A 25,894-nucleotide genomic window follows, 5' to 3' on the forward strand; every position below is an offset into this window, starting at 1 on the left:
AGGGGCTATTATGGAACTGATATTAAAGAAAGACGTAGAGAATTTAGGATTTAAAGATGACGTTGTTACTGTAAAACCAGGATACGGCAGAAACTTTCTTATTCCTCAAGGTGCTGCTGTGTTGGCAACCCCTTCTGCTAGAAAAGTTTTGGAAGAGACTCTTAAGCAGCGTTCTTATAAAGAGAAAAAGCAAATTGAAGAGGCAAAAGCTCAGGCTGCAAAACTTCAAGGGCTGGAAATTAAACTTACTGCAAAAGCAGGTGCCGGTGATAAGATCTATGGATCTGTAACCGATGCCGATCTTTCTGAAGCACTTTCAAAAGAAGGTGTAGAGATTGACAAGAAGTATATCTCTATCGCAGGTGGTAACATCAAGCGTTTAGGACAGTACGAAGCTACCTTGCGTTTTCACCGTGAAGTGGTTACTAACTTCAACTTCGAAGTTGTAGCAGAAGCTTAATTGCTGAATAAATATGATGTAAAGCCTGCTTCTAACGGAGTGGGCTTTTTTATTTTAGTTGGCAGTGCGCAGTAGCTAGTTAGCAGTACTTAATAAGAAATTCATAAATGATCTAGAGCTCCAACCCTTTTAATCTTTAGAAAAAAACCTTAAACCTTAAACCTTAAACATTGAAATACGCCCGATTAACAAAAGAGCAATTTGAAGAACTGCATCAGGAGTTCATAAATTTCCTTGCAGCCCAATCGATAACAGGAGATGAGTGGGAGGAAATAAAGTCAAAAAAACCTGATGTGGCCGAGCAGGAGCTGGATGTTTTTAGTGATCTTGTATGGGAAGGGGTTCTCAATAAGGCAGAATATCTCGAACATTTTTCTCCCAACCAGATCTACCTCTTCAAGATCACAGAGTTGACCATAAATCTTATTGCCGTAGAAGTAAAAAATGAGGCTATAGATGTCACTACCCGTCACGGTTATGCCTGGCTTCAGCAAAACTTAATGGATGACAGGGTTTCTCTGTATACATCTTCAAAGAATATCAGCGAAGACAGGAATAAGGATATTTTTGCGCTTATACAGCAGGGAGCAGTGATCACAAAGGGGGAATTGTACAACTTCTTTGAGAAGCATCTTAATCTAAGTTAGGAGTTAAGAGTTGGGAGTTCAGAGAATTTAGGATGTTCAAATGTCTCCGCGAGCGCCTGCCAGGAGGCAGAGAATAACAAGTTTAACTCCTAACTCCTAACCCCAAACTCTGAACTCTGAACTCAAAACTACTCGTATCTCAACGATTCAATTGGATCCTGTTTTGCGGCCTTGGCTGCAGGATAACTGCCAGCAAGGATTGCGACAATGAGAGTTATTGCAGTTGCCCAAAGAATTGCGACCCATGGGGTTGTAAAGTCAAACCCTACAGAGGTTGAGACTATAAGTCCTATAGTGATTCCAAGTATAATACCTATAATTCCACCCATTTGACCAATGATAAGGGTTTCCATGAAGAATTGCATTGCAATGGTGTTCTTCTTGGCTCCTAGTGCCTTGCGCACCCCAATTTCGCGGGTCCTTTCGCTAACCGAAACCAGCATGATGTTCATGAGAGCAATAGAGGAACCAAAAATGGTAATAATAGAGATCGCCCAGGCAGCGATGTTGAGGTATTGTGTGATTGAAAAGATGCGGTTGAGCAGGTCATCACTTTTAGCAATTCCAAAATTGTTCTCCTCCACTGGATTCAGTCCTCTTACGTTTCGGAAGGTAATGATTGCCTCATCCTGAGCTCCCTCCAACATCTCCTGATTTTCAATCCTAACACTTATGTTGTAATTAATATTTGGATTGGTGAACATGGAGCGCGCCACCTGGATTGGGATAAATACTCTAAGATCCTGGTTGTTCCCAAAGGTTGAGCCTTTGGATTCCAGTACACCGATTATTCTGAATTTTACACCCCGAATGGAAATGATCTTGTCCAGCGGATCCAGTCCCTCGAGGAGTCCGTTTTTGACATCGGCACCAATAATAGCTACATTATTGTTGTTTTCGATGTCAAAAATGCTGAAATCCCTACCTTCTTCAACAGTAAGTCCCGAGTTGTTCACGTAATTCTCATTCACCCCAAGAACACTTGCTTCAGGGTCTGTCTTTTCATTTTCAAATTTTATTTCGGCGCCGGAGGTCCCGGTAAAGGAGATAGCAACGTCTGTCTGTGGATAGACGAACTTCTCTTTGAAATCTTTTACTTCTCTGTAAGTAATAATAGGATTGACTTTATCCCTGTCACCGCCGTTTACCCTAATTTGAGAATCATAGCGTTGCAGGTTAAATGTGTTGCTCCCCATAGAGGCAAAGTCACTTGTAATAGTGTTCTCAAGCGCTGCTACAGCACTTAAAATACCCACAAGCGCAGTTATCCCGATTGCAATGATCAATACTGTTAGAACGGTTCTTAGAACCTGACTTTTAATTGAAAAGAACGCAATGCGAACATTTTCTTTAAGGAGTGGAAACATTAGAAGCTCTCAGTTTAGAGGTTAGACGCATTTCAACTGCTCTTGTTACAGAAACTCTCTTCAAATCTGTTTACGGGCATTCCTTATATTTTTCAGATATTTGCTCTTCTTAAAGAACAAGATAAAAATGGCGCAAAAACCTTCCATTCCCAAAGGTACACGGGATTTTTCTCCTTCCGAAGTAGCAAAAAGGAATTTTATAATACAAAGTATCAGAGAACAATTTGAAAAGTTTGGATTTCAGCCTATAGAAACTCCAAGTTTTGAGAACAGTGATACCCTCATGGGAAAATATGGGGAAGAGGGCGACAGGCTTATCTTTAAGATCCTTAATTCCGGTGATTTTTTGAAGAAGGCGAATGAAGAAGCTTATAATGAAAAAGACAGCCTTAAGATCACTCCCTCTATAAGTGAAAAAGCCTTGCGTTATGACCTCACAGTGCCTTTCGCCAGGTATGTAGTGCAGCATAGAAATGAAATTGATTTTCCGTTTAAACGTTACCAGATCCAGCCGGTATGGCGGGCAGACAGGCCTCAAAAAGGGCGTTTTAGAGAGTTCTTTCAATGTGATGCCGATGTGGTAGGCAGTGATAGCCTGTGGCAGGAGGTGGAATTCGTGCAGCTGTACGATGCAGTTTTTACCAGCCTTGGCCTTAATGGGGTGACCATTAAGATCAATAACAGGAAAGTGCTTTCCGGTTTTGCAGAAGTCATTGGAGAATCAGATAAGCTTATTGATTTCACTGTAGCTCTTGATAAGCTAGATAAGATAGGTGAGGAAGGAGTGAAAAAGGAAATGCAGGAGAAAGGCATTTCTTCAGAAGCTCTTCAAAAGATTCAGCGGGTATTTGATCTTAAAGGGACTTTTTCAGAAAAGATCCAGGTCCTAAAAGACATTTTAGAGACTTCGGAAGTTGGCAAAAAAGGAATAGAGGAACTGGAGTTTATTAATACTGCGATTAATGATTTACAGCTTGGTACAGCTAGTCTCGATCTCGATGTAACCCTTGCCCGCGGACTCAATTATTATACGGGGGCAATATTTGAAGTGTCGGCTCCCGCTGGTGTTGCTATGGGCTCCATTGGAGGAGGTGGAAGATATGATGATCTTACCGGCATTTTCGGAATGAGCGGCGTGAGTGGCGTAGGTATTTCTTTTGGGTTGGACAGGATCTATCTGGTACTTGAGGAACTGGACCTTTTTCCCGAAACCGTTGCCAGGAATGTCAAAGCTCTGTTCATCAACTTCGGTCAGAAGGAAAGCCTCTACTGCCTAAAAGCAATTAAACAACTCCGCAATGCAGGGATTGCTGCCGAACTCTATCCTGAAGAGGCTAAAATGAAGAAACAAATGAACCATGCCAACAAAAGAGAGATTCCTTTTGTGGTTCTTGCAGGAGGTGAAGAGATGGAGGCCGGTAAATTTACGCTGAAGAATATGAAGAGCGGGGAGCAATCTTCTGTGTCAATAGAGCAGCTTATGAATGAGCTCTTATAAGATTTTCCATGCCTCTGAAAAACCTTAATTTTCTGTTGCAAAGCTTTAAATTTATGTTAAATTAGTGGGTCTAACTAACCACCTACTATGAAAACTCTTTTTTCTTTTGCCGCTTTATGTCTCGGCTTTTGTTATGCTCTTACGGCCCAGACGCACGCAGTCACAGATACAGGGCAGGAAGTTCTACTATACAGTGATGGAACTTATGCTTATGTCAACGCCGAAGATGCTGAGGCAGTGACCATACCCACCAATCCTGAGAAATTTACAAGAAGCGAAAATGCATCTTTTCTCCTGAAGAGTAAACGTATGGATATGGGGTTTTATCTTGATCCTAAACTTTGGTCCTTCGGCGAATCCAGGGAAAACCCAGATGCGGAATACGAGGTAGTTCTAAAGGGCGAAGATCTTTATGGGGTGATCATTACCGAAAAGATTGAGGTGCCACTGGAAACCCTGAAAAATATCGCAGTAGAAAATGCCCGACAAATAGCACCCGATATTCGCATTGTTGAACAGGAGTATCGTACGGTGAATAACCAAAAAGTACTTTACCTGCGACTTGACGGCACAATGGACGGGATGAAGATATCTTATTCGGGATACTTTTACTCCGACGCCTCAGGGACTGTACAGTTTATCACCTTTACAGCCCAGAATCTGGTTGAGGAATATAAAGAAGCCAGTCAGCAGCTCATTAATGGGCTGGTAAAGATCAGCTGAAGGTAAGTGGGCTCTAGCGGTTCAGGCTTTCCATCTCTTCCTGCGAGAGCTTCATGTTGACAGCGTCTTCAAAAGCTTGAAGATGTTCTTCTTTCGTAGCACTTGCGATAGGGGCGGAGACTTCGGGGCGTTGCATTAGCCACCGCAGCGCAACGGCTGCATTTGAGACTTCGTGTTTTTCTGAAATGTCGTCCAGAATTTGAAGTACTCTTAACCCTTCCTCATTGAAATATTTCCTGATCATTTCTTCGCGTGCTCCCTTAATATCTTTAGGCTCTCGATATTTGCCGGTGAGAAAGCCACTTGCCAGGGAGAAGTAGGTGAGTACGCCCATACTGTTTTCTTTCGCTATAGGCCGGTATTGCGTCTCAAATTTCTCTTTCTCCACCAGGCTGTATTCCGGTTGCAATACTTCATAAGCTGGCAGGTCACAATTTTCTGCAGCTTTTAAGGAGGCTTTTATTCTTTCGGGGGTGAGATTGGAAGCTCCAATATGAAGCACTTTTCCCTGCTCCATAAGTTGCCTGTATGCCTCCAGAGTTTCTTCTACAGGGGTATTTTCATTGTCCCAGTGCGTGAAATAAAGATCAATGTGATCTGTTTGTAATCGCCGCAGAGAATCTTCGGCAGCTTTTATAATATATTTTTTAGATACATCTCTACCTTCTTTTCCCGGGTTTGAACCCACTTTGGTGGCTATGGTGATTTCTTTTCTATTTCCTCTTTTCTTCAGCCAGTTTCCAATGATGGTTTCGCTTTCCCCTCCGCTATTTCCGGGAGCCCAGTGGGAGTAAGAGTCTGCTGTGTCAAGTGTAGTAAATCCTCTTTCAAAGACTTTATCTAACATCTCAAAGGAATCTTTTTCGTCAAGCGTCCAGCCAAATACATTCCCGCCAAAAACTATGGGGGATATCGTTAGCCCTGTTGTTCCTAATATTTTCTTTTGCATAAGGTGTTTTGATTTTAAAGTTCAATGAATAAATAATAGAAGCTCGTATTCTTTTTTAGCTTTATTTATTGTAGGAATTTTATCTTCTTTTTCTGTGACTTTTTCGATGAAAAGCAGATTTTGCAGATAAAATTAATTATTCTAATTTGTATCGTCATAAATTTCAATGCTAATGATCTTAAATCATGATGTTTATTCTTTCAGTTTATTAAGAGATGGAACGACCGTAGAGGAAGTAACCCGTAATTCATCTTTAAGTTATGTTGAAAGCCTTCAGGAAAACAGCTTGATCAACATAGAAGGCGGGAGAGTCTTTCTTACAGAAAAAGGACAGGCGGCAAAAAAGATTGGCGTACAAAAATACCTGAAGCTTGAAAATTACGAAACGAAGATTGGTGCCTGGAACTCTGAAAAACGACAAAGGGATATCAGGTTCATAAGGCTCTTATCTGCATTGGTGCTTATTCTTTCAGCACTACTGTTCTACGTAAATTTTCTACTCTCCTTATAAGCTCAAATCAGGATCGATTGATAGTTACTGTCCTGCGTTGGGTTCTTCAGCTTCTTTCTCCAGCAACAGTAAGTATCTGTCATATTGTGGCTGAGTGAGTATGTCGCGGATATCTTTTGTTTCAAGTATCTTCAGGTTTTTCAATCTTTCCACTTTTTCTTCCGGAGAAATATTTGCATCCATTACTTTTAATCTTTTTAGATCAAATTCAATGAATTTCTTTTCCAGGAGGATCATTTGTTTAGCTCTTAATGCCAGCTCATCATTCCATTTTTCAGCTCTTTCTTTCGCAGCCATTTCTACCTGTCTGCTCGCATCATCCTGAATAATACTCTGGGCAGAACTTTCCATTGTAAAAAATAAGGTAAGTACAATGCCTAATGTAAATTGATATATCCTCGTCTTCTTCATGATGTTATTCTTTATTGGTTATTAATATTGGAGGAAACAACTATACAGCTGCCACCTTTTTTTCTGAATTGAAACTTTTTTTACCCGTTTTTCGGAAGCAGGGAGAAGAATTTGTTTGCCGTTAATTCTCCGTCCAAAAATGGTTTCTGCCCGGGCCCACTTTCATCTTAAAAAAGATCAATTTTTTTAAAGTTACCGGCAAGATTGGCAGATAGCAAGGAGTTTAAGAAAGTCTTAGGCTGAAAATAATATTCACTTAACAGGTTGGAGCTTTAAAATAAGCTATAATTAATGGTAGCATCTTCACGAAATTGTCCTGAAGCACAGATTTTATACAAGTAATTATCGTAGACCTATGTTTCTGAGGAATGCTGACCAGCAGTGACTTGAAGGGAACGAGCAGTAATGATGAAGCGTCTGTTTAATTAAAAGAGCTATATTAAACCAGCAAGTGACCGAAATTTCAATATAAAACCAACCTCTATGACCGGCGGATTTAAATTATCTGTAAAAGTTTTTCTTCTAATTGTTGGCACCTATTTCCTCTTTAGTGGCTTGTCATCTTCAAAATCTTTTTTAGCGCCCCTGGCTTTCGCTGTGGTATTAGCTCTGCTGGTGCTACCGGCCGCAAGAAAAATGGAGCAATTTATTAGCAGTAGAGGCTTTTCCTCCTTTTTGAGCACCTTACTTCTTTTCATTTTCTCCCTTCTTTTTCTCAGTCTCTGCTCAATGCAAATTCAGAATTTCTTTAATGACTGGCCTGCAATTAAAGAGGCAATGGCGCCCGAAATTGAAGATTTTAAAGCCTTTTTATTTGAACACACTCCTCTTAATAAGGAATCCCTGCAGGAGTATTATCCGGCCGGGTCTATTCCTTTCTTTGGGGATGAAGTGAATGAAGCCGCAAAAGCCCTCACTTTTTTGAGATCCTCCATGAACCTTATGGGAGCATATCTTCTCACATTTATCTATACCTTTTTTCTGCTTTTCTATCGGAGTCACTTCAGGAAGTTCCTGCTTTCCTTCTTTGAATCTAAAAGAAAAGAGGAAGTAGGGAAAGTTCTTGAGGAATCGGCAGGAAGGGTGCAGGATTACTTGGTAGGAAGATTGATCCTGATGGCTATTCTTGCAGTGCTGTATTCCATTGGACTGGGTTTTTCGGGAGTAGAAAATTTTATTCTGGTGGCGGTCATCGCATCCCTTCTTACCATAATACCATGGATAGGAAATATCATTGGTTTTGCTATGGCAATGGTCTTTGGGTATCTCACTTCTGGTGACATTAATGTCTTGTGGGGAATAGTGATCACTTTTACAGTTTCCCAATTCTTAGAAAGCTATGTGCTTCAGCCTTACATTGTAGGGGATAAGGTAGGCTTGCACCCATTCTTTGTGATCCTGTTCGTGATCCTGGGAGGAGCGGTTTGGGGACTGGCGGGAATGGTGCTGGCAATTCCGGTCATGGCCATGGCTACTGTGATCTTTCAAAATGTAGAACCTCTTAAGCCTTATGGATTTCTTTTCAGTAAGAATTCAGATTAGATTACATCAGCCGGAAATTCTAAAAGGAGAATAAAAAAAGCCGGAAAAAATTCCCGGCTTTTTTTTGTAGCGAGAACGAGATTTGAACTCGTGACCTCCGGGTTATGAATCCGACGCTCTAACCAACTGAGCTACCTCGCCATTTGCTTTAAGAAGAGAGCCTGTAGGGCCTGTGCTTCCTTTTAGCGGGTGCAAATATAAAAACAATTTGACTTGTGACAAACTATCTTTTGGGAATTATTTATTTTGATTTCTTTTTAGGTTTATAATTAATATTTATATTGCCCGAAACTAACAAAACCGAAGAATGGACGATAAGATCAAGTATGAAATGGAATTTCCAATCCAGGCTTCTCCTTCCTTGCTTTACAACTATATTGCAACTCCTTCTGGACTAAGTGAATGGTACGCAGATAATGTCAATTCCCGTGGAGAAATGTTTACCTTCATCTGGAATGGCAGTGAAGAAAAAGCAAAGCTTCTGAGTAAAAAATCTGGTGAAAGAGTGAAATTTCGCTGGGTGGCAGATGAGGATACTCCATATTTTTTTGAACTTCGAATTCAGGTTGATGAGATTACCAAAGATGTTTCTATCATGGTGACCGATTTTGCCGAAGAAGACGAAATAGATGAAGGAAAGATGTTGTGGGAAAATATGATCTCAGACCTTAAACAAGTGCTGGGTTCCGTTTAAAAAACCTTTTATAAATCTTACCTTTGCCCGTTCTTAAACGGGTTTTTTTATGATCAATATTAACGGGAAATTATTTACAAAAGAAGAGGCAAAGATTAACCTTACCAATCGCGGATTTGCCTATGGAGATGCTGTTTTTGAGACCCTGAGGGTCATCGATGGCAGGATCATTTTCTGGGAAGACCACTACTTTAGGTTGATGGCTTCTATGAGGATCATGCGAATGCAAATTCCTCAAAGCTTCTCTCCTGAATTTCTTGAAGCTGAAATATTGGAAATTGTTCGGGAAAACGACCTTTTTGAAAGTCAGGCGCGCGTGAAATTTTCTGTGTCCCGTAAGGAAGGTGGATATTATACTCCAAAAACTAACGAAATTGATTATTTCGTTACTGCTGAAGCCTTACCCGAGTCCTTCTATTTATTAAACGAAGATTTTTATGAGGTGGAACTTTTTAAAGATCATTATGTCACAGCCGGATTACTTTCAACCCTTAAGACAAATAATCGTGCAGTAAATGTGCTCGCCGGGATATATGCCAGCGAAAATGATTATCAGAATTGTTTGCTTCTCAACGAACAAAAAAGCGTAGTGGAAGCTTTAAATGGCAATATCTTTCTTGTTAAGGACAATGTGATCAAAACACCGCCCCTTACCGATGGTTGTCTAAAAGGTATTACCCGGGGAAAGTTGATCGACATCATCAGGAAATTACCAGATTATAAACTGGAAGAAGCATCTGTCTCTCCTTTTGAGCTGCAAAAGGCAGATGAGATGTTTATTTCAAATGTCATAAGTGGAATTCAACCGGTAAGCAAATACCGGAAAAAGGAATATACTACAGAAGTAACGAAGACATTGCTCGGCAGACTCAATACCTTAGCCCGCTTAGCTTAGTTATAAGAAGGATTTTCGGGTGCGTTAGACCAGATGACGTAATTCCCGCCGAGTTGCATCATTTTATCTTTCCAAAAAGTTCTGGGTTTCTTGTTGAGGATATCCTTGTGATCTGGATTTTCGGCTACTATCCAGGAGTGGGCATTTAATTCTTCGTTAAGTTGATCGTATTCCCATCCCGAATAACCCAGGAAGAACTTGATCTCATTCTCTGTTATCAGGTCTTCATTAATAAGACCCTTTACTACTTCAAAATTACCACCCCAGTAGATCCCACTTGCAATTTCGATACTGTCGGGTATTAGATCGGGCACTTTATGGATGAAGTAGAGATTATCCTGCTCCACAGGTCCGCCGTTGTGCACTTTGAAATTCCCTTTTATATCGGGCAGGAGATCCTTCAAGGTGAAATCCAGCTGTTTATTAAGAATAAAGCCGACAGAGCCATTTTTGGTATGGTCTGCAATAAGAACAACCGATCGGTTAAAAGAAAGATCCCCTGTTAATGTGGGCTCTGCAATGAGAAGTAATCCTTTGGCGGGTTTCAATGTAGTCATGCTTCAATAGTTTCTACGATCTTTCTTTTAAATCTAAAAAAATAATGAACAGCTTCAAATGTGGCTGGAACATATTTAACAAAAAAACTCTCCCAATTGGGAGAGTTTAGTATTTTGTTAGCTTTTGTGAGAATTAGTTCACAGCTTTCTGAAGATCTGCACCAGCTTTGAATTTTACAACATTCTTAGCTCCAATCTTGATAGTTTTTCCTGTTTGTGGGTTTCTTCCTTCTCTTGCAGCTCTTTTAGAAACTGACCAGGAACCAAATCCTACTAAAGAAACACGATCACCTTTTTTAAGAGATTTTTCTACATTCTCAAGAAAAGATTCTAAAGCCTTTTTAGCAGCTGCTTTTGAAATTCCGGCATTTTCTGCCATTGCATCGATTAAATCTGTTTTGTTCATAATTCGAGTTTTAAATAGTTGTTGGTTAAACTTTTATTAATTTGCTCTACAAATTTATATGGAAATCTTTCCCATGCAAGTAATATCAAGGGAAAAGCGGGATATTGTTAATAACTTCGACAAATTGTTGATAACCTTTGTTGATTTTTATGAAAATGCGCTCATATCAGCATTCATAAGGCTTCAGGCAACTTTTGCGTTTGGAAAGAATTCGTAGCCGTTCAAAAGATCTTTCATACTCATTTTTCTCTTTCCGGGTAATTGAATTTCCTTCAGCTCCAAAAATCCGTTTTTAACTGCCACTTTAACTTTCTTCCCCTCCTGCACAATTTCTCCAATAGGGTAGGAGTGTTCTGCCTTTTCAGGTTCACTTTTGTAGACCTTCAGCATTACTTCATCATTGCCATTCTTCAAAGTTGTCCAGGCGGCAGGATAGGGGCTAAGGCCGCGTACGAGATTAAAAATATTCTCTAAAGGTTGATTCCAATCAATCCTGGTATTTTCACGCGTAAGTTTATAAGCAAAGCGTAAGTGGGCTGCATCTTTTTGAGAAGTGGTTGGTACCGGCCCCTTTTGAAGAGCCTCAATTGTTTTTAGCACAAGGTTGGCACCTGTAGTCATAAGTTTGTCATGCAGTTCTCCTGCGCTTTCTGTTTCTGAAATACTCACCTTTTCCTGCATGATCATTTCTCCGGTGTCAATTTTATCGTCGATAAAAAAGGTCGAAACTCCTGTTTGCGTTTCTCCGTTAATAATAGCCCAGTTTATAGGTGCTGCTCCCCGGTACTGGGGCAGGAGTGAAGCGTGAAGGTTAAAGGTGCCATATTGCGGCATTTCCCACACCACTCTCGGTAACATCCTGAAGGCAACAACTACCTGCAGGTTTGCTTCCAAAGATCTTAGCTCTTCCAAAAAATCTTCGGCTTTTAGATTTACGGGCTGTAGGACCTTGAGGCCCTTTTTTATTGCATACTGCTTTACAGCAGACTGCTGTAATTTTCTGCCCCTGCCTGCAGGCCTGTCCGGCGCAGTGATGACTCCCACAACCTTATAACCGGCTTCCACGATGATTTTTAATGTTTCCACCGCAAAATCGGGCGTTCCCATAAATACTATTCTAAGATCTCTCATAAATGTTTCAATTTATATCTGTTAGCAGAAGTGGTGGCCAAAGCTCCTTTTTCGACAAGTAAATCCAGTACCTTTAGGATATGGTCTTCCGGAAAAGGTAATTCTTGGGTCATTTCCCTGGAAGTGAATTCCCGTTCCTCCAGCAATGCTATTATTGCATAGTATATTTTTTTCATTCCCTCCCGGTCCAGTCTCGTGACCGAAGATTGGCAAACAGAACAAACCCCGCAGGGTTCTGTTTCCTTTTCTCCGAAATAACGCAACAATTGCTCACTTTTACATTGGCGGTCATTTTCAACATAAGCCAGGACCTGCTCGATTTTTTCCCTTTTAATTTTCTCCTGAAGCTTAATATAAGGAACCAAAGGATTTATTGTAATGTCATCCTCCCTGGGAACTAAAAATGTAATCCTGGTATCGTGTTGATCGTGTTCAAATTCCACAATACCTTCCTTTTGCAACTGCTGTAAAAGCCGTACAGCCTCCCGGGATGTAGTTCCGGCTTTAGCTGCAATAATCTCGGGATTTATCTCGACCATGCCATCAAAGGCCCCGCCATAGGTGCGTAAAATGGCTTTTACCACAGGGTCGAACTGAGGATTTGCCTCCAGGTACCAATTGACCTGTTTCCCCGAAGATAAAAACTGGATGCGGGTCTTCTTTTGAAACTGTTCCGACAAATTGAGAACGCTGGCTCTGTCAAGCAACAACATGGTATTGTAAGCCAATAAAGGATTAAGCTCGTACTTTTGACAGAACTGGTTGAAGTTGAAGTGTTCTTCTTCACCCTGTCCTTCCCCATAAGCGATCCTGAAGTAGGTATTGAGCTTACGGTACACGAGCCGCACCATATCTACTCCGGGAAGAGTCGCTAAAAATTGATTTTTTAGTAGCGGAATATCACTTTTGTTGGTAAGCACTACAGCCTTTGCAGGTTTTCCATCCCTGCCCGCCCTTCCGGCTTCCTGAAAATAGCTTTCAAGGCTTTCCGGCAGGTTCATGTGAATTACTGCACGAACATTTGCCTTATCTATTCCCATTCCAAAAGCACTTGTCGCTACCATGACCCGCTTTTCTTCCTTGAGCCATTTGTCCAGCCTCGAGGACTTTTCAGCTTTGGTGAGTCCGCCGTGAAAAGAGGTGGCAGAAATGCCTTTTTTGACAAGGAATTGCTCCAGTTCAATAGTGGCCTTTCGGGTACGTACGTAAATAATGGCAGCTTCCTCGTGTTCTTTGAGCAGTTGCTCCAAATAATAATTCTTGTCTTCCGCCTGCCGCACTAAATAAGCAAGGTTTTCTCTGCGGAAGGATTTCTGAAGTACTTTTGCTTCCCTTAACTCCAGTTGCTGCACTATGTCTTTTACTACCGGAAGTGTTGCAGTCGCAGTAAGTCCTACTATATTAGCTTCAGGTTTGAGCTGTCTCAAAAGGGAGATGTCCCTGTAGGCCGGCCTGAAGTCATGTCCCCACTGGGAAATACAGTGAGCTTCATCTACGGCGATGAGGTTCACCTGCATTTGTTTTATACGCTCCTGTACCAGTTCCTGCTGAAGCCTTTCTGGTGAAAGATAGAGGAACTTGTAGTTGCCATAGATGCAATTGTCCAGCATGGTGTCTACCTCCCTAAAAGGAATTCCGCCGGTCAGGGCCATGGCTTTGATGCTTTTTGCCTGCAATGCCTTTACCTGGTCTTCCATCAGGGCCACCAGGGGAGAAATTACAATACAGATGCCCGGCTGCATGAGCGAAGGCACCTGAAAGCACAATGATTTTCCACCACCTGTTGGCAACAGGGCGATCACATCTTTCTTCTCCAGTAAGCTTTTGATGATATCTTTTTGCAGTGGCCTAAAGGTGTCATAGCCCCAGTACTGCTTCAATATTTCTTCCGGGCTAGCCAAGGTGGTCCAGGATAAAGGAGGTACGTTCGGCTACAGTGCCCTGCGGGACTTCAATAGCGTCGTATCCATGGAAAGCATAGCTGCGGGCAAGTTCATCGTGGATCTCCACGGCTTGCTCATAGCTTTCATAGCGTTCATTATCTTCGGTATAGATCTGTTTCCAGGGAGGTAGGATAAATACCTTTTCATACAGGTATTCGCGGCATACCCTATTAAAAACAGGAGGATAGTCATTGCCAAAGTAGTTCATATAGGCAACTACATCGGGCACTCCGCGGTCCAGAAAAACAAGGTCGGTAGTCATTTTTTCGGCATCCTTATGCTGCCTTATCCTGCCTTCAAGTAACATTTCGCTAAAGAGCAGAGGGTCTTTTAAGAACAACTGGTCAATTCCTTTTTTTTGCGCTTCTCTAATGATCTCCCGGGAAACCTCATGGAAACAAAAATAGCCATGATGTTCTAAAGCCTCAATAACAGAGGTCTTCCCGGTGCCCGGCCCACCCGTAATAACGATCTTCCTGGTTTTCACCCGGCAAATTTCGGGATTTGCTTCCGATTTAAAAAATGGATTCTAAAATGTATCTTTGCAGGAATTATGAAGTAAGATCATTATGAGCGAAGCAAAAGATCCCGAAGAATTCTATCGCAAATTAAAATCACAATTGCTGGATACTACCAGCTGGCCTGCTATTTACCTCTTCAAATTTATAGTTCCTACAGATCCTGAAAAGATCAAAGGCATTGAACTCATTTTTGACAACCTTGGTGCTGTGATAAATACAAAGCAGTCAAAAAAGGGAAATTATACAAGTGTTTCGGTGAACGTACGGATGCAAGATCCAGATGAGGTGATAGAAAAATATAAAGAAGTGGGACAAAAAATTGATGGTGTTATCTCCCTGTAAAGGTTTGCCTCATAAATTGATAGTTCTCCTTTTTTCCTGAATTTATTTTTTTAATTTGCAGTCGATAAACTTCTGCAGTAAATTATCATCTAATATTATCATTTTGACAAACGAATTAGAATATAACTCCGAAAGGAGTAAACTTATCATTCCAGAATATGGAAGACATATTCAGAAAATGGTGGAACACGCCGTTGAGATTGAGGATGATAATGAACGCAACCGCGTGGCTAAGGCCATTATTTCAGTTATGGGAAATCTCAATCCACACCTGAGAGATGTGCCCGATTTTCAGCATAAACTTTGGGATCAATTGTTCATCATTAGTGATTTCAAACTGGATGTGGAAAGTCCTTTTCCTAAGCCGTCCCGGGAAATGCTGGAGGAAAGACCGGAGCGTATGACCTATCCTCAGAACTTTCCGAAGTATCGTTTCTACGGAAATAATATAAAGCGCATGATCGATGAGGCTAATAAATATGAGGAAGGTCCCGAAAAGGAAGGCCTTGTTTTCACGATAGCCAATCACATGAAGAAGTCTTACCTAAGCTGGAACAAGGATTCTGTAGATGATAAAGTGATCTTCGAACACTTAAGAGAATTAAGTGGCGGAAAGATCAACCTGAAGCATACAGATGAAGATCTAAGCGAAGCTTCAGACCTCTTGAGGAGCAACAAGAAATTTGCTTCCAAAAAGCCTACAAAAAAGAACAGGCCTCGCAGCCGTAAACGTCACTAAATTTAAATCACTTTATGGGAACTTTTCAAATTGAGGGAGGGCATGCTTTAAAAGGGGAGATCCAACCCCAGGGAGCAAAAAATGAAGCCCTGCAGATTCTTTGCGCCGTTTTATTGACTCCCGAAAAAGTTACTATTCACAATATTCCAGACATCCTCGATGTCAATAAGCTTATTCACCTGCTCAAGCAATTAGGAGTAAAGGTGGAAAAAATTAAAAAAGGCACTTACATTTTTCAAGCCGATAACCTTGACCTGAACTATCTTAAAAGTGAAAAATTCAAGGAAGAGGGCAGTGGCCTGCGGGGATCGATCATGATCGTGGGACCAATGCTTGCAAGATTTGGTCATGGTTATATCCCAAGGCCCGGCGGTGACAAGATAGGCCGAAGGAGATTAGATACCCACTTTGAAGGATTCATTAAACTGGGTGCAGACTTTCGTTACAACAAAGAAGAGCGCTTCTATGGAGTGGAGGCACCAAATGGCCTTAAGGGGACATACATGCTGCTTGAGGAAGCTTCGGTGACGGGAACTGCAAATATTGTAATGGCCGCTGTACTGGCTAAAGGTAAGACCACTATCTACAACGCAGCCTGTGAACCTTACCTGCAGCAGTTGTGTAACATGCTTAACAGCATGGGTGCAAAGATAAGCGGGGTAGGATCGAACCTTCTCGAGATCGAAGGTGTGGATTCCCTGGGAGGTTGTACTCACACTGTTCTTCCCGATATGATTGAGATTGGCTCCTGGATAGGCCTTGCTGCCATGACCAAGAGTGAGATCACAATTAAAAATGTAGGTTGGGAACATTTAGGTTTGATCCCTGCCACCTTCAAGAAATTGGGAATTCAGCTGGAGAAAAGGGGAGATGATATTTACATTCCTGCCCATATCAATGGATATGAGGTGCAAAGCTTTATTGATGGTTCTATCATGAGCATAAGCGATGCCCCCTGGCCGGGATTCACGCCAGATCTTTTGAGCATCATGCTGGTAGTAGCAACCCAGGCAAAGGGAGATGTGCTCATCCACCAGAAGATGTTTGAAAGCCGGTTATTCTTTGTGGATAAATTAATAGACATGGGAGCAAAGATCATTTTGTGTGATCCGCACCGGGCGACTGTTATAGGTCATAATTTTACTTCTCAACTTAAGGCAACCACAATGGTTTCTCCCGATATTAGAGCGGGAATTTCACTATTGATCGCCGCACTCTCGGCTAAGGGAACTTCTGTGATCCACAACATCGAGCAAATTGATCGGGGATACGAGAACATTGATGAACGTTTACGTGCTATAGGAGCGAAAATTACGAGAGTAGCGTAAAAAAGAATCAAGAGCCAAGAATCAAGAGCCAAGAATAGTCACTAATTAAAAAGGGCTGCCGAAAATTTTTTTCGACAGCCCTTTTCTTTAATACTTATTCCTTAGACCTTAGTCCTTATTAGTGGCTTTGCATTTCGGCCTTACGTTTCTTTAATTGTTTCTCAATATCTTTCACAGTTTCGGCAGCGGCGGCTTCAAAGCTGTCTGAATTAGAGGAAGCGTGGATCTTTGGGCCTGGCAGGCTTAGTTCGATCGCGCAGGTCTTTCCATTTCCATTTGTAGATTTCTCTTCCCTGAACATTACATCTGCAGAAATGATCCAGTCATATTTATTTTCAAGTTTGTCTAACTTCCTTTGAACTAGCTGCTCAGCCGACATTTTTGAATCTGTGTGTACAAATTGAACGTTTGTCTTCATAGTCATCTAAATTTTATCATTTATTCTACCGGAATATACCAAATTTGCTGCGGATTTCCCTTAGTTTATCAAAACTATAACGTTGTTCCTAATGCCATTTTTCCACGGTTCTACCTGTCCTCTGGTAACCTGGAAACAACTTCAGTAAAGATCACCTCGCCGTTTGGCTGAAGTTCATATTCATAAATACTTTTTCCCTGAATATGCCCGTCATCATAGACTGCCATTACCCAATCTTCCGTAAGGATCTCTATCTGTCTGTATTCCATGTTACCGCCCAGCACAGCATCGATAGGGATCTTTTCCCTTTGCTGTTGCAGTGCATTTATGATGTACGCCTTAGGATCATTAATAGTGTCAAATTCTTTTTTGAAGTAGACAGGGAAACCGGGTGAAGCAATGTTTTGAGAGATCTGTTCCAGGGAGTCATTCCGCCGTTGTTGTACTTCCACAATTCCGGTTAATGAATCCACTACAGCTTCCATCTCCTGTAATTCCCGCTGCTCGTTTTGGCAACCAAAAGTTGCTATGAGAAGGAGCCCCAAAAATGGCATTTTTGGAAAGTGTATTCTAGAGGTCATAAATGTTGTTATATGGATTACCGGGGGTAACAAAGAATTCTCCTGTCACATATCTGTACTCCCTTTCAATGTTCGCGATCTTCTTAAGATCCTCCTCGTCCAGAGGGAGTTTTTCGCTTTCCAGGTTAGAGATGATATGTTCCTTTGTGGTTGATTTAGGAATGACCGCAGTACCTCGAGCAACTGCCCACTTTATGAGCACTTGTGCAGGGGATGCATCATGTTTTTCGGCAATTTCCTTTATAGCGGGTTCTTCCATTAAGGAAGGCTCGTCATCTGCTTTCATTTGCGCACTTCGATCACCACTTCCCAACGGCGAATATGCTGTACAATGAATATCGTTCTCTTTACAGAATTGAAGTAGCTCGGGTTGCGGTAGGAAAGGATGCAGTTCTACCTGATTCATTTCGGGTATTTCGCTGGTCTTGGACATTAGGTCATTCAGTTTTTTACTGCTGAAGTTCGATACTCCGATATGCCTTACAAGGCCCTGTTTTTTTGCTTCGACCATAACATTCCATGTTTCTATGATCGGTACTTCCTCAAGCGACAAGTAGTCGTCATCATTTGATGGAAAGGAAACTCCGTGTTTAAAAGCAACAGGCCAGTGGATAAGGTAAAGGTCCAGGTAATCCAGCTGGAGATCTTTAAGCGTCTGTTTCAGGGCCGGAAGGACATGTTCCTTTTCGTGAGAGTCGTTCCACAATTTGGAAGTCACCCATACATCTTCTCTTTTTACCTTTCCTTCTGAAAAGACAGCAGAGAACGCTTCTCCGATTTCTGCTTCGTTGCCATAAGTAGATGCACAATCTACATGGCGATAGCCATTGTTAAGGGCGATCTTCACAGCTTCTCCGACTTCTCCTTTGCCCGATTTCCAGGTTCCCAGGCCTATGGCCGGCATTTTATCTCCGTTCTTGAATTTTAAAGTTTCCATAATTAGATTAGAATTTGTAATCTTAAATTACGCACTAATAAACGGTTCCCAAAGCAATAGAGAAGCTTTAGCAGAACTTTAATATCACAATTTCAAGCACGATATTTGAGATGCCAATTTCCGGCAATACTTATGTTTAAATTTCGAATCCTGAATTTTGAATCTTGAATTAATTCAACGTCTCGGGTGGAAATCTTCCATTACCTTTCTAAGGTGGGAGCGATCGAGGTGAACATAGATTTCTGTGGTGGTAATACTTTCATGGCCGAGCATTTGCTGGATCGCCCGAAGGTCGGCACCATTTTCCAGCAGGTGCGTGGCAAATGAATGCCTGAAGGTATGCGGACTTATCTTTTTCTTCAACCCTATGGCGGCCGCCAGTTGCCTGATGATTGTAAAGATCATGGCTCGGGTAAGTTTTTTACCTCTCCTGTTTAAAAAGAGCGTATCCTCGTGCCCTTTTTGAATATCCTGATGTATCCTTACATGTTCTTTGTAAAGTTCAATATATTTTTGAGTTGTATCGGCAATGGGTACAAATCTCGACTTGCTTCCCTTTCCTGTTACTTTTATAAATCCTTCCTGGAAGAAAAGATCACTAAGTCTCAAGTCTACCAATTCCGATACGCGCAATCCACAGCTGTACAGCGTCTCAAGAATTGCCCGGTTCCTTTCTCCTTCAGGTTTACTGAGGTCTATTGCCCCAATGAGCGCATCAATTTCAGAAGTAGAAAGAGTATCAGGAAGTTTTCGGCCAATTTTTGGAGAATCAATGAGCTCCAACGGATTTGTCTTTCGGTAATCTTCAAAAACCAGGTAGTTGAAGAATCCGCGTAATCCCGAAATGATCCGTGACTGGGAGCGCGCATTGACTTTCTTTGCGAGATCGTAGATGAATTGTTGAACTTCCTCTTCAGAAATGGAAAGAGGGGAGGCCTTGATTTCGTTGGTCTCCAGCCAATTTGCCAGCTTCTCCACATCAAGAGAATAATTCTCTATGGTGTTGGCCGCCAATCCTCTTTCGATCTTGAGGTAATCCCTGTAATCTTTTATAGAATTCTTCCAGTTCACAGCCTAAAGATAGCAGGATAACGGCAGGTTTTACCACTAATTTAATACAATGTGAGAATTTTCTTAACACTATGCCTCCTACATTTGTCGCAACTTTTAAAACATAGCATTATGAAAAAGTCAATTTTATTTATCGCAGCAATGATCATGAGTACCACTTTTGTAGCTGCACAGGAATACGTTTATTTTGGAGCTAAAGGAGGTTTGAACTTCTCCACTTTTTCGGGAGACGGATTCTCAGATTTTGATGAAGAATCTAAAGCCCGTACAGCATACCACCTGGGGTTATTGGCTGAAATCCCACTGTCTGACAGGTTTTCTCTTCAGCCGGAAGTTCTTTATTCTGCACAGGGTTATGATATCACCGAATTAGATAACGCAGAGGATATAGAATTCCAACTGGATTATGTGACTGTTCCGGTTTTAGCTAAGTTTTATGTGGTGAATGGATTTAGTCTTGAGGCTGGACCTCAATTCGGATTTCTAGTCAAGAACGAAATTGACAGTGGAGACGGAAGCATCACCCTGGATGATGATAACTACAACAATTTTGACCTGAGTTTAGGATTGGGAGCATCGTTCAAATTCAACAAGTTCTTCATCTATGGAAGATATAATGCCGGCATGACCGATATTTATGAAACCGACGCGTTCGAGATTGACGCGAAGAACTCGGTAATTCAAGCAGGGGTAGGATTATTATTTTAGGTCATACTAAACATTTAAAAAGGGCAGTTTTTACTGCTCTTTTTTTTTGCTTCAATTTTTCAAAATTGAGCTGAATAAACTAATGTATGTAAAATTTAGACTACAATAAAGTTTCCGGTTCCCGACAACCGTACTATGTAAATGTCTAATTTAGTGATAGATAACACTAAAACAACTCAATCATGAAAAAATTACTACTCTTAATTATTTTCCTGGTCGGCGGAGTAACTTCTACTTACGCACAGGGAGATCTTAGACTGGGCATTAACGCAGGTGTTCCTGTAGGAGATGCTGCAGATTATTCCAGCTTCAATGCCGGTGCCGATGTCGCATATCTTATGGGCTTTGGAGATATCTTCCAGGTCGGCCCCATGGTAGGATATAGTCATTTCTTTGGGGAAGAGGGTGTCGATGATTTTCAGTTTCTTCCTATTGCGGCTACTGCACGCTTCGGCCTGGCCGGACTTGAATTGGGCCTCGATCTTGGCTACGGATTAGGAATTTCTGATGATCTTGATGGTGGATTCTATTATCGCCCAAAGGTAGGATTCAGTCTTTTCGGTCTCGGCTTAATTGGCTCTTATACAGGATTCAGTAATGACGGTGACAGCCTTTCTTCAGTGAATCTCGGCCTTGAATTCAGGCTTTGATACGAATTCCCTGAGAAGAATAAAGATGTGTAGAACGGAAACTTCGGTTTCCGTTTTTTTATTTTTTACATTTACTTCATGAAAATATTGATCATTAACGGCCCTAATCTCAATCTGCTCGGGAAAAGGGAACCGGGAACTTATGGCAGCCAAAACTTTGAAAGCTATTTCGATCAGCTCCAAGAAAAGTTCCCGGAGGTAGAACTGGAGTATTACCAGTCCAACATTGAAGGTGAAATTATTGACCGGCTGCAGGCTGCAGAAGAGGCCTTTGACGGAATTGTACTCAATGCAGCTGCTTACACTCACACTTCTGTAGGAATAGGGGATGCTGTTAAAGCGATTGCTACACCTGTTGTAGAGGTCCATATCTCCAATGTGACCGCCCGGGAAGAATTTCGGCACAACTCTTTTATCGCACCTTATGCAAAGGGAATTATCATAGGATTCGGGTTGCGGGGTTATGAGCTGGCAATCAAAAGCTTTTAATTCCGAAGTACTTTTTTTCCTCTTTTTCAAAAGTTTATATGCAGTTTACCGTTAATACGGATATATTTATCCGATTAATCCGCCAATGTTAATTTTAGTAAAATAATTTCTTTAACTTTAGTTTATTAACAACCTAAACTTTTGATTATGAAAAAATTACTAATTGTTTCTGTGGTTTTAATTTCAATGGGTCTCACAACCTCTAATGCCCAAAACTTTGTATTTGGTGTACATGCAGGTGTTCCAGTGGGGGATGTCTCAGACAGTCATAATTTTGATATAGGAGCGGATGTGTCTTATATGTTCAATACTATGGGGGTATTTCAATTTGGAGGATTAGTTGGTTACTCTCATTACTTTGGAGAATCCATGGAGTCGATGGGAATCGAAGTAGATATAGATGATGCTCAATTCTTGCCAGTAGCCGTTACAGGGCGTGCATCATTGGGTGACGCTGTCTTCGTAGGATTGGATCTTGGTTACGGGATAGGAGTAAATGATGGTAACGATGGTGGGTTTTTTTACCGTCCTAAACTTGGGTTTGACTTTCTTGGAATAGGAATAGTTGGATCTTACGAAGGCTTCAGCATGGATGGAGGAACAGTTTCTTCTGTGAATGCAGGTGTCGAATTTGGACTTTAAGCAATTTTTGGAATATGTAATTAGGCGGGAACATTGGTTTCCGCTTTTTTTTTGCTTTTTAGTTACCTTCGGAAGATGAAAAAATCTTTTTTAAACTGGAGTTCAGGTAAGGATGCTGCCTATGCATTACATCTTTTGCAACAGCAGAAGGAGTATGAAGTGCATTCTCTGGTCACCACGATCAATTCTAAAATAGACCGGGTTTTCATGCACGGGTTAAGGACCCGGCTTCTCGAACAACAGGCAGAAAATTTAGATATTCCAATACGAAAGATCAATTTGGATGGCAATGTTTCCATGTCCAAGTATAATGAGATCATGGAAAAGGAGACCGGCAAACTCAAAGCTGAAGGTTTTAGCCATAGTATCTTCGGCGATATCTTTCTTGAGGATCTAAGGGAATATCGGGAGCAGCAGCTTCAAAAAGCCGGTTTACAAGCGTTGTTTCCGCTTTGGAAAATGCATACAGGGAAGTTAATGGAAGATTTTCTTGTAGCCGGTTTTAAAGCAATAACTGTGAGTGTAAATGCTAAAGTGCTTAGCAAGTCCTTCTGCGGAAGGGAAATTGACACCCAATTCCTCAAAGATCTTCCGGCAGATGTTGATCCTGCAGGGGAAAATGGAGAATTTCACAGCTTCGTATTTGATGGTCCTATTTTTTCTAAACCCATTACCTTCCAAAAAGGGGAAATTGTAGAGCGATTTTTTGAATCCGTTCCAGATCAGAACGACAATTGTTTTAAAGAAGAACCCGGGAGCTGGGACACCCGATTTTACTACTGTGATCTGCTGCCACTTTAGACTTCCAATTATTCCTAGAATATCTATCTCATATCTAAAATCTATTTCTAATTAACATAATTTTATTTCCCTCCCTTGCACAATCTCATTCCTAACAGCTAAATTGGAACATGGAAAGGCATAATGTGAGAAAAGGTTTTGTATTTAAAAGATTTGAGGCTGAAAATATTCCGCCTTTTGACAAACTCTTTGAGATCTTCAAGGAATTGATCACCCATACTTCAGGGGATTTTGACGAGGCTATTGACTGGTTGCGGCAACTGGACCAGGAATACAAGCTTACCGATGAAGACTACACAATTGATGACTTTATAGAAGATCTCAGGAAAAAGGGTTACATAAGGGAAGAAATAGAAGGTGGTGGCGGGATTGCAATTACCGCCAAGACCGAAAGAGCGATAAGGCAGCAGGCGCTGAATCAGATCTTCGGAAAATTGCGCAAGAGCCGCTCCGGAAACCACAGCACTAAACAGATTGGTTTGGGAGATGAGCATACAGGAGAATTCCGAAGTTATAATTTTGGGGATTCCCTCGACAAGATCTCGATGACAGAATCTCTTCGCAATGCCCAGATACAGCATGGAGCCGATGATTTTCGGATGACAGAAGATGATCTGGTTGTTGAAGAAACACACCACAAGAGCCAGATGAGTACGGTGCTTATGATGGATATAAGCCACAGTATGATCTTGTATGGGGAAGACAGGATCACCCCGGCGAAAAAGGTAGCTATGGCCCTCGCAGAGCTTATCACTACCCGTTACCCAAAAGATACTCTGGACATCCTGGTCTTTGGAAATGATGCGTGGAGGATCTCTATTGGAGACCTTCCGTACCTGCAGGTAGGGCCTTATCACACCAATACAGTTGCAGGTCTTGAGCTGGCGATGGACCTGCTGCGCCGCAAACGGAATACCAATAAGCAGATCTTTATGATTACCGACGGGAAACCGAGTTGCATTAGGGAGCGCGACGGCAATTATTATCAGAACAGTGTAGGACTGGACCCTTATATAGTTGAAAAATGTTACAATGCTGCCAGCCAGGCCCGAAAGCTTCACATTCCCATTACAACCTTTATGATCGCCCAGGATCCATATTTGGAGCGATTTGTACGGGAATTTACACAGGCAAATCAGGGAAAAGCATTCTTCACCGGCCTCAAAGGTCTGGGAGAGATGATCTTTGAAGACTATGAGACCAACAGGAAGAAAAGAATAAAAGGATAAAATAAAGGAGGCTCAAAAAAGCCTTTTTTTGGAACCGAATAATTTAAGGAAAAACATGGAAATTCAGGAGCTTACTACCTTTGGATCACTAAAGGAATCTGGCTATAAAAGTAAAAGTATAAAGGACGAATTGCGTCAAAATCTTTTGAAGAAGATCAGGAATGAGGAATCTGCTTTTGAAGGTATTCATGGATATGATAATACCGTGATCCCGGAATTGGAGCGGGCAATTCTTTCAAAGCACAATATCAATTTCCTGGGGCTGCGCGGCCAGGCAAAGACGAGGCTGGCAAGGATGATGGTGAACCTGCTCGACGAGTGGATCCCGGTAGTGGAAGGTTCTGAGATTAATGATGATCCGTTTCATCCCATTTCGCGCTATGCTAAAGAACTTTTACAAGAAAAAGGGGATGACACTCCTATTTCCTGGGTGCATAGAAACGATCGGTTTTTTGAAAAGCTGGCGACTCCAGATGTTACTGTGGCCGATATTATAGGGGACGTGGATCCTATCAAAGCAGCAAACCTAAAGCTGAGTTATGCCGATGATAGGGTAATTCACTACGGAATGATCCCGCGAGCCAACAGGAGTATTTTTGTGATCAATGAGTTGCCCGATCTACAGGCACGGATCCAGGTGGCGCTGTTCAATATTCTGCAGGAAGGAGACATCCAGATCCGCGGATTCAAACTGCGACTTCCGTTGGATATGCAGTTCATATTTACAGCCAATCCCGAAGACTATACCAACCGGGGAAGCATAGTCACCCCGCTTAAAGACCGGATAGGCTCACAAATCTTGACTCATTATCCTATGACCGTGAAAACTGCGAGAACAATTACCCAGCAGGAAGCCAAACTAGACCCGGTTCAAAAGGAGATGATCCACGTGCCCGAACTGGCGAAAGATCTTCTGGAACAAATAAGTTTTGAAGCCCGAGATCATGAGTACATCGATTCCCGAAGCGGAATAAGTGCCAGGTTGAGTATTACTGCTTATGAAAACCTGTTGAGTACAGCTGAAAGGAGAGGTGTCAAAAATGGCGAAAACAAGACGCTTCTTAGGCTGGGAGATTTTCTTGGAGTGATCCCTTCAATTACCGGAAAAATTGAACTCGTATACGAAGGAGAGCAGGAGGGTAGTGCGGCAGTGGCTATGGAGTTAATTGGGGAAGCTGTGAAAACACTTTTCCCCACCATGTTCCCTAAGATTGAAAAACTGTCCAAGCCTGATGCCGAAGATCCTTACGCTGAAATTGTGGAATGGTTCTTTGCCGAAAGCGGTTTTGAATTAATGGATGAGACAAGCGATAAAGAATACCGGGAAGCATTGGAATCTATACCTGCTCTTGACAATCTTATCGCCAAATATCAGCCAAAAGTGCCAAAAGAAGACCGCTATTTTCTAAAGGAATTTATCCTTTGGGGACTCGTGGAATACAAGAGGCTGAACAAATTCAGGTTTGCGGAAGGTATGCAGTTCAAGGATATGTATGGAAGCTATATAGAAGGATTAAGGAATAATGATTAAGGTCTATTGATTTAATATTTTTTATTCAAGCACCAAAAACCAAGCACCAAGCGCCAAACGCCAAGACCAGGCACCAAGCACCAAGCACCAGGCGCCAAGCGCCAAGCGCCAAGCATTAGGCACCAAGCACCAGGCCGCAAGCACCAAATACCAAATACCAAATACCGAATAGC

General features: G+C 41.7%; 29 protein-coding genes, 1 tRNA gene and 1 pseudogene. 18 read left to right on the forward strand and 13 right to left on the reverse strand.

The annotated features are described in order from the left end of the window. Positions 1-10 precede the first annotated feature (10 nt). Both rplI and VR862_RS12115 read left to right on the forward strand, forming a co-directional pair. Positions 11-460, forward strand: coding sequence for a 50S ribosomal protein L9 (gene rplI / locus VR862_RS12110; protein WP_324721238.1), 450 nt, complete (start codon positions 11-13; stop codon positions 458-460). A gap of 170 nt (positions 461-630) precedes the next feature. After that, a complete protein-coding gene (locus VR862_RS12115; protein ID WP_324721239.1) occupies positions 631-1,107 on the forward strand; it encodes a DUF6495 family protein in 477 nt (158 codons plus the stop codon). Positions 1,108-1,235: 128 nt separating this feature from the next. Here VR862_RS12115 and VR862_RS12120 read toward each other — a convergent pair whose 3' ends face one another. Next, the gene (locus tag VR862_RS12120) at positions 1,236-2,474 is read right to left on the reverse strand and encodes an ABC transporter permease (protein ID WP_324721240.1); all 1,239 of its coding nucleotides are present in this window, start codon (positions 2,472-2,474) and stop codon (positions 1,236-1,238) included. 127 nt (positions 2,475-2,601) lie between these two features. Between VR862_RS12120 and hisS the strand changes: the two genes are divergently transcribed. Both hisS and VR862_RS12130 read left to right on the forward strand, forming a co-directional pair. Beyond that, complete coding sequence (gene hisS, locus VR862_RS12125; RefSeq protein ID WP_324721241.1) at positions 2,602-3,972, forward strand: histidine--tRNA ligase; 1,371 nt, start codon at positions 2,602-2,604, stop codon at positions 3,970-3,972. Positions 3,973-4,059: 87 nt separating this feature from the next. Continuing rightward, complete coding sequence (locus VR862_RS12130) at positions 4,060-4,695, forward strand: hypothetical protein (RefSeq protein WP_324721242.1); 636 nt, start codon at positions 4,060-4,062, stop codon at positions 4,693-4,695. Between the two features lie 13 nt (positions 4,696-4,708). Here VR862_RS12130 and VR862_RS12135 read toward each other — a convergent pair whose 3' ends face one another. Beyond that, positions 4,709-5,644, reverse strand: a complete 936-nt coding sequence (locus tag VR862_RS12135) for an aldo/keto reductase (RefSeq protein WP_324721243.1) — start codon at positions 5,642-5,644, stop codon at positions 4,709-4,711. Between the two features lie 172 nt (positions 5,645-5,816). Between VR862_RS12135 and VR862_RS12140 the strand changes: the two genes are divergently transcribed. Further along, entirely contained in the window at positions 5,817-6,155 is a 339-nt protein-coding gene (locus VR862_RS12140; RefSeq protein ID WP_324721244.1) for a hypothetical protein, read from the forward strand. A 24-nt stretch (positions 6,156-6,179) separates the two neighbouring features. On the opposite strand, the gene VR862_RS12145 is transcribed toward VR862_RS12140, so the two are convergent. Further along, positions 6,180-6,566 (reverse strand): hypothetical protein, encoded by a 387-nt coding sequence (locus tag VR862_RS12145; protein WP_324721245.1) that lies wholly within the window; start codon positions 6,564-6,566, stop codon positions 6,180-6,182. A gap of 483 nt (positions 6,567-7,049) precedes the next feature. On the opposite strand from VR862_RS12145, the gene VR862_RS12150 reads away from it, so the two are divergent. Beyond that, a complete protein-coding gene (locus tag VR862_RS12150) occupies positions 7,050-8,108 on the forward strand; it encodes an AI-2E family transporter (RefSeq protein WP_324721246.1) in 1,059 nt (352 codons plus the stop codon). Positions 8,109-8,175: 67 nt separating this feature from the next. Here VR862_RS12150 and VR862_RS12155 read toward each other — a convergent pair. After that, a tRNA-Met gene (locus VR862_RS12155) sits at positions 8,176-8,249 on the reverse strand. A gap of 166 nt (positions 8,250-8,415) precedes the next feature. Between VR862_RS12155 and VR862_RS12160 the strand changes: the two genes are divergently transcribed. Continuing rightward, the gene (locus tag VR862_RS12160) at positions 8,416-8,802 is read left to right on the forward strand and encodes an START-like domain-containing protein (RefSeq protein ID WP_324721247.1); all 387 of its coding nucleotides are present in this window, start codon (positions 8,416-8,418) and stop codon (positions 8,800-8,802) included. A gap of 49 nt (positions 8,803-8,851) precedes the next feature. Continuing rightward, positions 8,852-9,697, forward strand: a complete 846-nt coding sequence (locus VR862_RS12165) for an aminotransferase class IV (RefSeq protein ID WP_324721248.1) — start codon at positions 8,852-8,854, stop codon at positions 9,695-9,697. On the opposite strand, the gene VR862_RS12170 is transcribed toward VR862_RS12165, so the two are convergent. From VR862_RS12170 to VR862_RS12190, 5 genes and pseudogenes are all read right to left on the reverse strand, one after another. Next, positions 9,694-10,254: a YqgE/AlgH family protein gene (locus tag VR862_RS12170; RefSeq protein WP_324721249.1), complete on the reverse strand. Its 561-nt coding sequence runs from the start codon at positions 10,252-10,254 to the stop codon at positions 9,694-9,696. The two genes, VR862_RS12165 and VR862_RS12170, sit on opposite strands and share 4 nt — an antisense overlap. A 133-nt stretch (positions 10,255-10,387) precedes the next feature. Further along, positions 10,388-10,669: pseudogene (locus VR862_RS12175) on the reverse strand (HU family DNA-binding protein); the annotation flags it as partial. Between the two features lie 174 nt (positions 10,670-10,843). Then, positions 10,844-11,791 (reverse strand): methionyl-tRNA formyltransferase, encoded by a 948-nt coding sequence (fmt, locus tag VR862_RS12180; RefSeq protein WP_324721250.1) that lies wholly within the window; start codon positions 11,789-11,791, stop codon positions 10,844-10,846. After that, complete coding sequence (locus tag VR862_RS12185) at positions 11,788-13,671, reverse strand: RecQ family ATP-dependent DNA helicase (RefSeq protein ID WP_324721251.1); 1,884 nt, start codon at positions 13,669-13,671, stop codon at positions 11,788-11,790. Before VR862_RS12185 ends, fmt begins: the two co-directional genes overlap by 4 nt. Before the next feature lie 13 nt (positions 13,672-13,684). Next, complete coding sequence (locus tag VR862_RS12190; protein ID WP_324721252.1) at positions 13,685-14,221, reverse strand: AAA family ATPase; 537 nt, start codon at positions 14,219-14,221, stop codon at positions 13,685-13,687. Between the two features lie 82 nt (positions 14,222-14,303). On the opposite strand from VR862_RS12190, the gene VR862_RS12195 reads away from it, so the two are divergent. The 3 genes from VR862_RS12195 (at position 14,304) to murA (ending at position 16,664) form a co-directional block, all read left to right on the forward strand. Continuing rightward, on the forward strand, positions 14,304-14,597 hold the full coding sequence (locus VR862_RS12195) for a DUF493 family protein (RefSeq protein WP_324721253.1): 294 nt from the start codon (positions 14,304-14,306) through the stop codon (positions 14,595-14,597). A 103-nt stretch (positions 14,598-14,700) separates the two neighbouring features. Next, complete coding sequence (locus tag VR862_RS12200) at positions 14,701-15,336, forward strand: DUF4290 domain-containing protein (protein WP_324721254.1); 636 nt, start codon at positions 14,701-14,703, stop codon at positions 15,334-15,336. A 14-nt stretch (positions 15,337-15,350) separates the two neighbouring features. Continuing rightward, positions 15,351-16,664 (forward strand): UDP-N-acetylglucosamine 1-carboxyvinyltransferase, encoded by a 1,314-nt coding sequence (murA, locus tag VR862_RS12205; RefSeq protein WP_324721255.1) that lies wholly within the window; start codon positions 15,351-15,353, stop codon positions 16,662-16,664. 118 nt (positions 16,665-16,782) lie between these two features. Here murA and VR862_RS12210 read toward each other — a convergent pair whose 3' ends face one another. The 4 genes from VR862_RS12210 to xerD all read right to left on the reverse strand — a co-directional run bounded on the left by VR862_RS12210 (position 16,783) and on the right by xerD (position 19,671). After that, positions 16,783-17,082: an HPF/RaiA family ribosome-associated protein gene (locus VR862_RS12210; RefSeq protein ID WP_324721256.1), complete on the reverse strand. Its 300-nt coding sequence runs from the start codon at positions 17,080-17,082 to the stop codon at positions 16,783-16,785. 110 nt (positions 17,083-17,192) lie between these two features. Further along, positions 17,193-17,663 (reverse strand): hypothetical protein, encoded by a 471-nt coding sequence (locus VR862_RS12215; RefSeq protein WP_324721257.1) that lies wholly within the window; start codon positions 17,661-17,663, stop codon positions 17,193-17,195. After that, entirely contained in the window at positions 17,653-18,600 is a 948-nt protein-coding gene (locus tag VR862_RS12220; protein ID WP_324721258.1) for an aldo/keto reductase, read from the reverse strand. Before VR862_RS12220 ends, VR862_RS12215 begins: the two co-directional genes overlap by 11 nt. 174 nt (positions 18,601-18,774) lie before the next feature. Further along, positions 18,775-19,671 carry a site-specific tyrosine recombinase XerD gene (gene xerD / locus VR862_RS12225; protein WP_324721259.1) on the reverse strand — a complete coding sequence of 299 codons (897 nt, stop codon included), beginning with the start codon at positions 19,669-19,671 and terminating at the stop codon, positions 18,775-18,777. A gap of 111 nt (positions 19,672-19,782) precedes the next feature. Here xerD and VR862_RS12230 point away from each other — a divergent pair, with 111 nt between their 5' ends. From VR862_RS12230 to VR862_RS12260, 7 genes are all read left to right on the forward strand, one after another. Further along, positions 19,783-20,379 carry a porin family protein gene (locus VR862_RS12230; protein WP_324721260.1) on the forward strand — a complete coding sequence of 199 codons (597 nt, stop codon included), beginning with the start codon at positions 19,783-19,785 and terminating at the stop codon, positions 20,377-20,379. A 182-nt stretch (positions 20,380-20,561) separates the two neighbouring features. Further along, the gene (locus VR862_RS12235; RefSeq protein WP_324721261.1) at positions 20,562-21,029 is read left to right on the forward strand and encodes a hypothetical protein; all 468 of its coding nucleotides are present in this window, start codon (positions 20,562-20,564) and stop codon (positions 21,027-21,029) included. A 78-nt stretch (positions 21,030-21,107) separates the two neighbouring features. Further along, entirely contained in the window at positions 21,108-21,518 is a 411-nt protein-coding gene (gene aroQ / locus VR862_RS12240; protein WP_324721262.1) for a type II 3-dehydroquinate dehydratase, read from the forward strand. A gap of 312 nt (positions 21,519-21,830) precedes the next feature. After that, positions 21,831-22,160 (forward strand): hypothetical protein, encoded by a 330-nt coding sequence (locus VR862_RS12245; protein WP_324721263.1) that lies wholly within the window; start codon positions 21,831-21,833, stop codon positions 22,158-22,160. Positions 22,161-22,235: 75 nt separating this feature from the next. After that, positions 22,236-22,961, forward strand: a complete 726-nt coding sequence (locus VR862_RS12250) for a Dph6-related ATP pyrophosphatase (RefSeq protein WP_324721264.1) — start codon at positions 22,236-22,238, stop codon at positions 22,959-22,961. Positions 22,962-23,071: 110 nt separating this feature from the next. Next, positions 23,072-24,190 carry a vWA domain-containing protein gene (locus tag VR862_RS12255; protein ID WP_324721265.1) on the forward strand — a complete coding sequence of 373 codons (1,119 nt, stop codon included), beginning with the start codon at positions 23,072-23,074 and terminating at the stop codon, positions 24,188-24,190. A 55-nt stretch (positions 24,191-24,245) separates the two neighbouring features. Further along, the gene (locus VR862_RS12260) at positions 24,246-25,721 is read left to right on the forward strand and encodes an AAA family ATPase (RefSeq protein ID WP_324721266.1); all 1,476 of its coding nucleotides are present in this window, start codon (positions 24,246-24,248) and stop codon (positions 25,719-25,721) included. Positions 25,722-25,894 lie beyond the last annotated feature (173 nt).

It is taken from the genome of Salinimicrobium aquimaris (assembly GCF_035607535.1).
Lineage (GTDB): Bacteria > Bacteroidota > Bacteroidia > Flavobacteriales > Flavobacteriaceae > Salinimicrobium.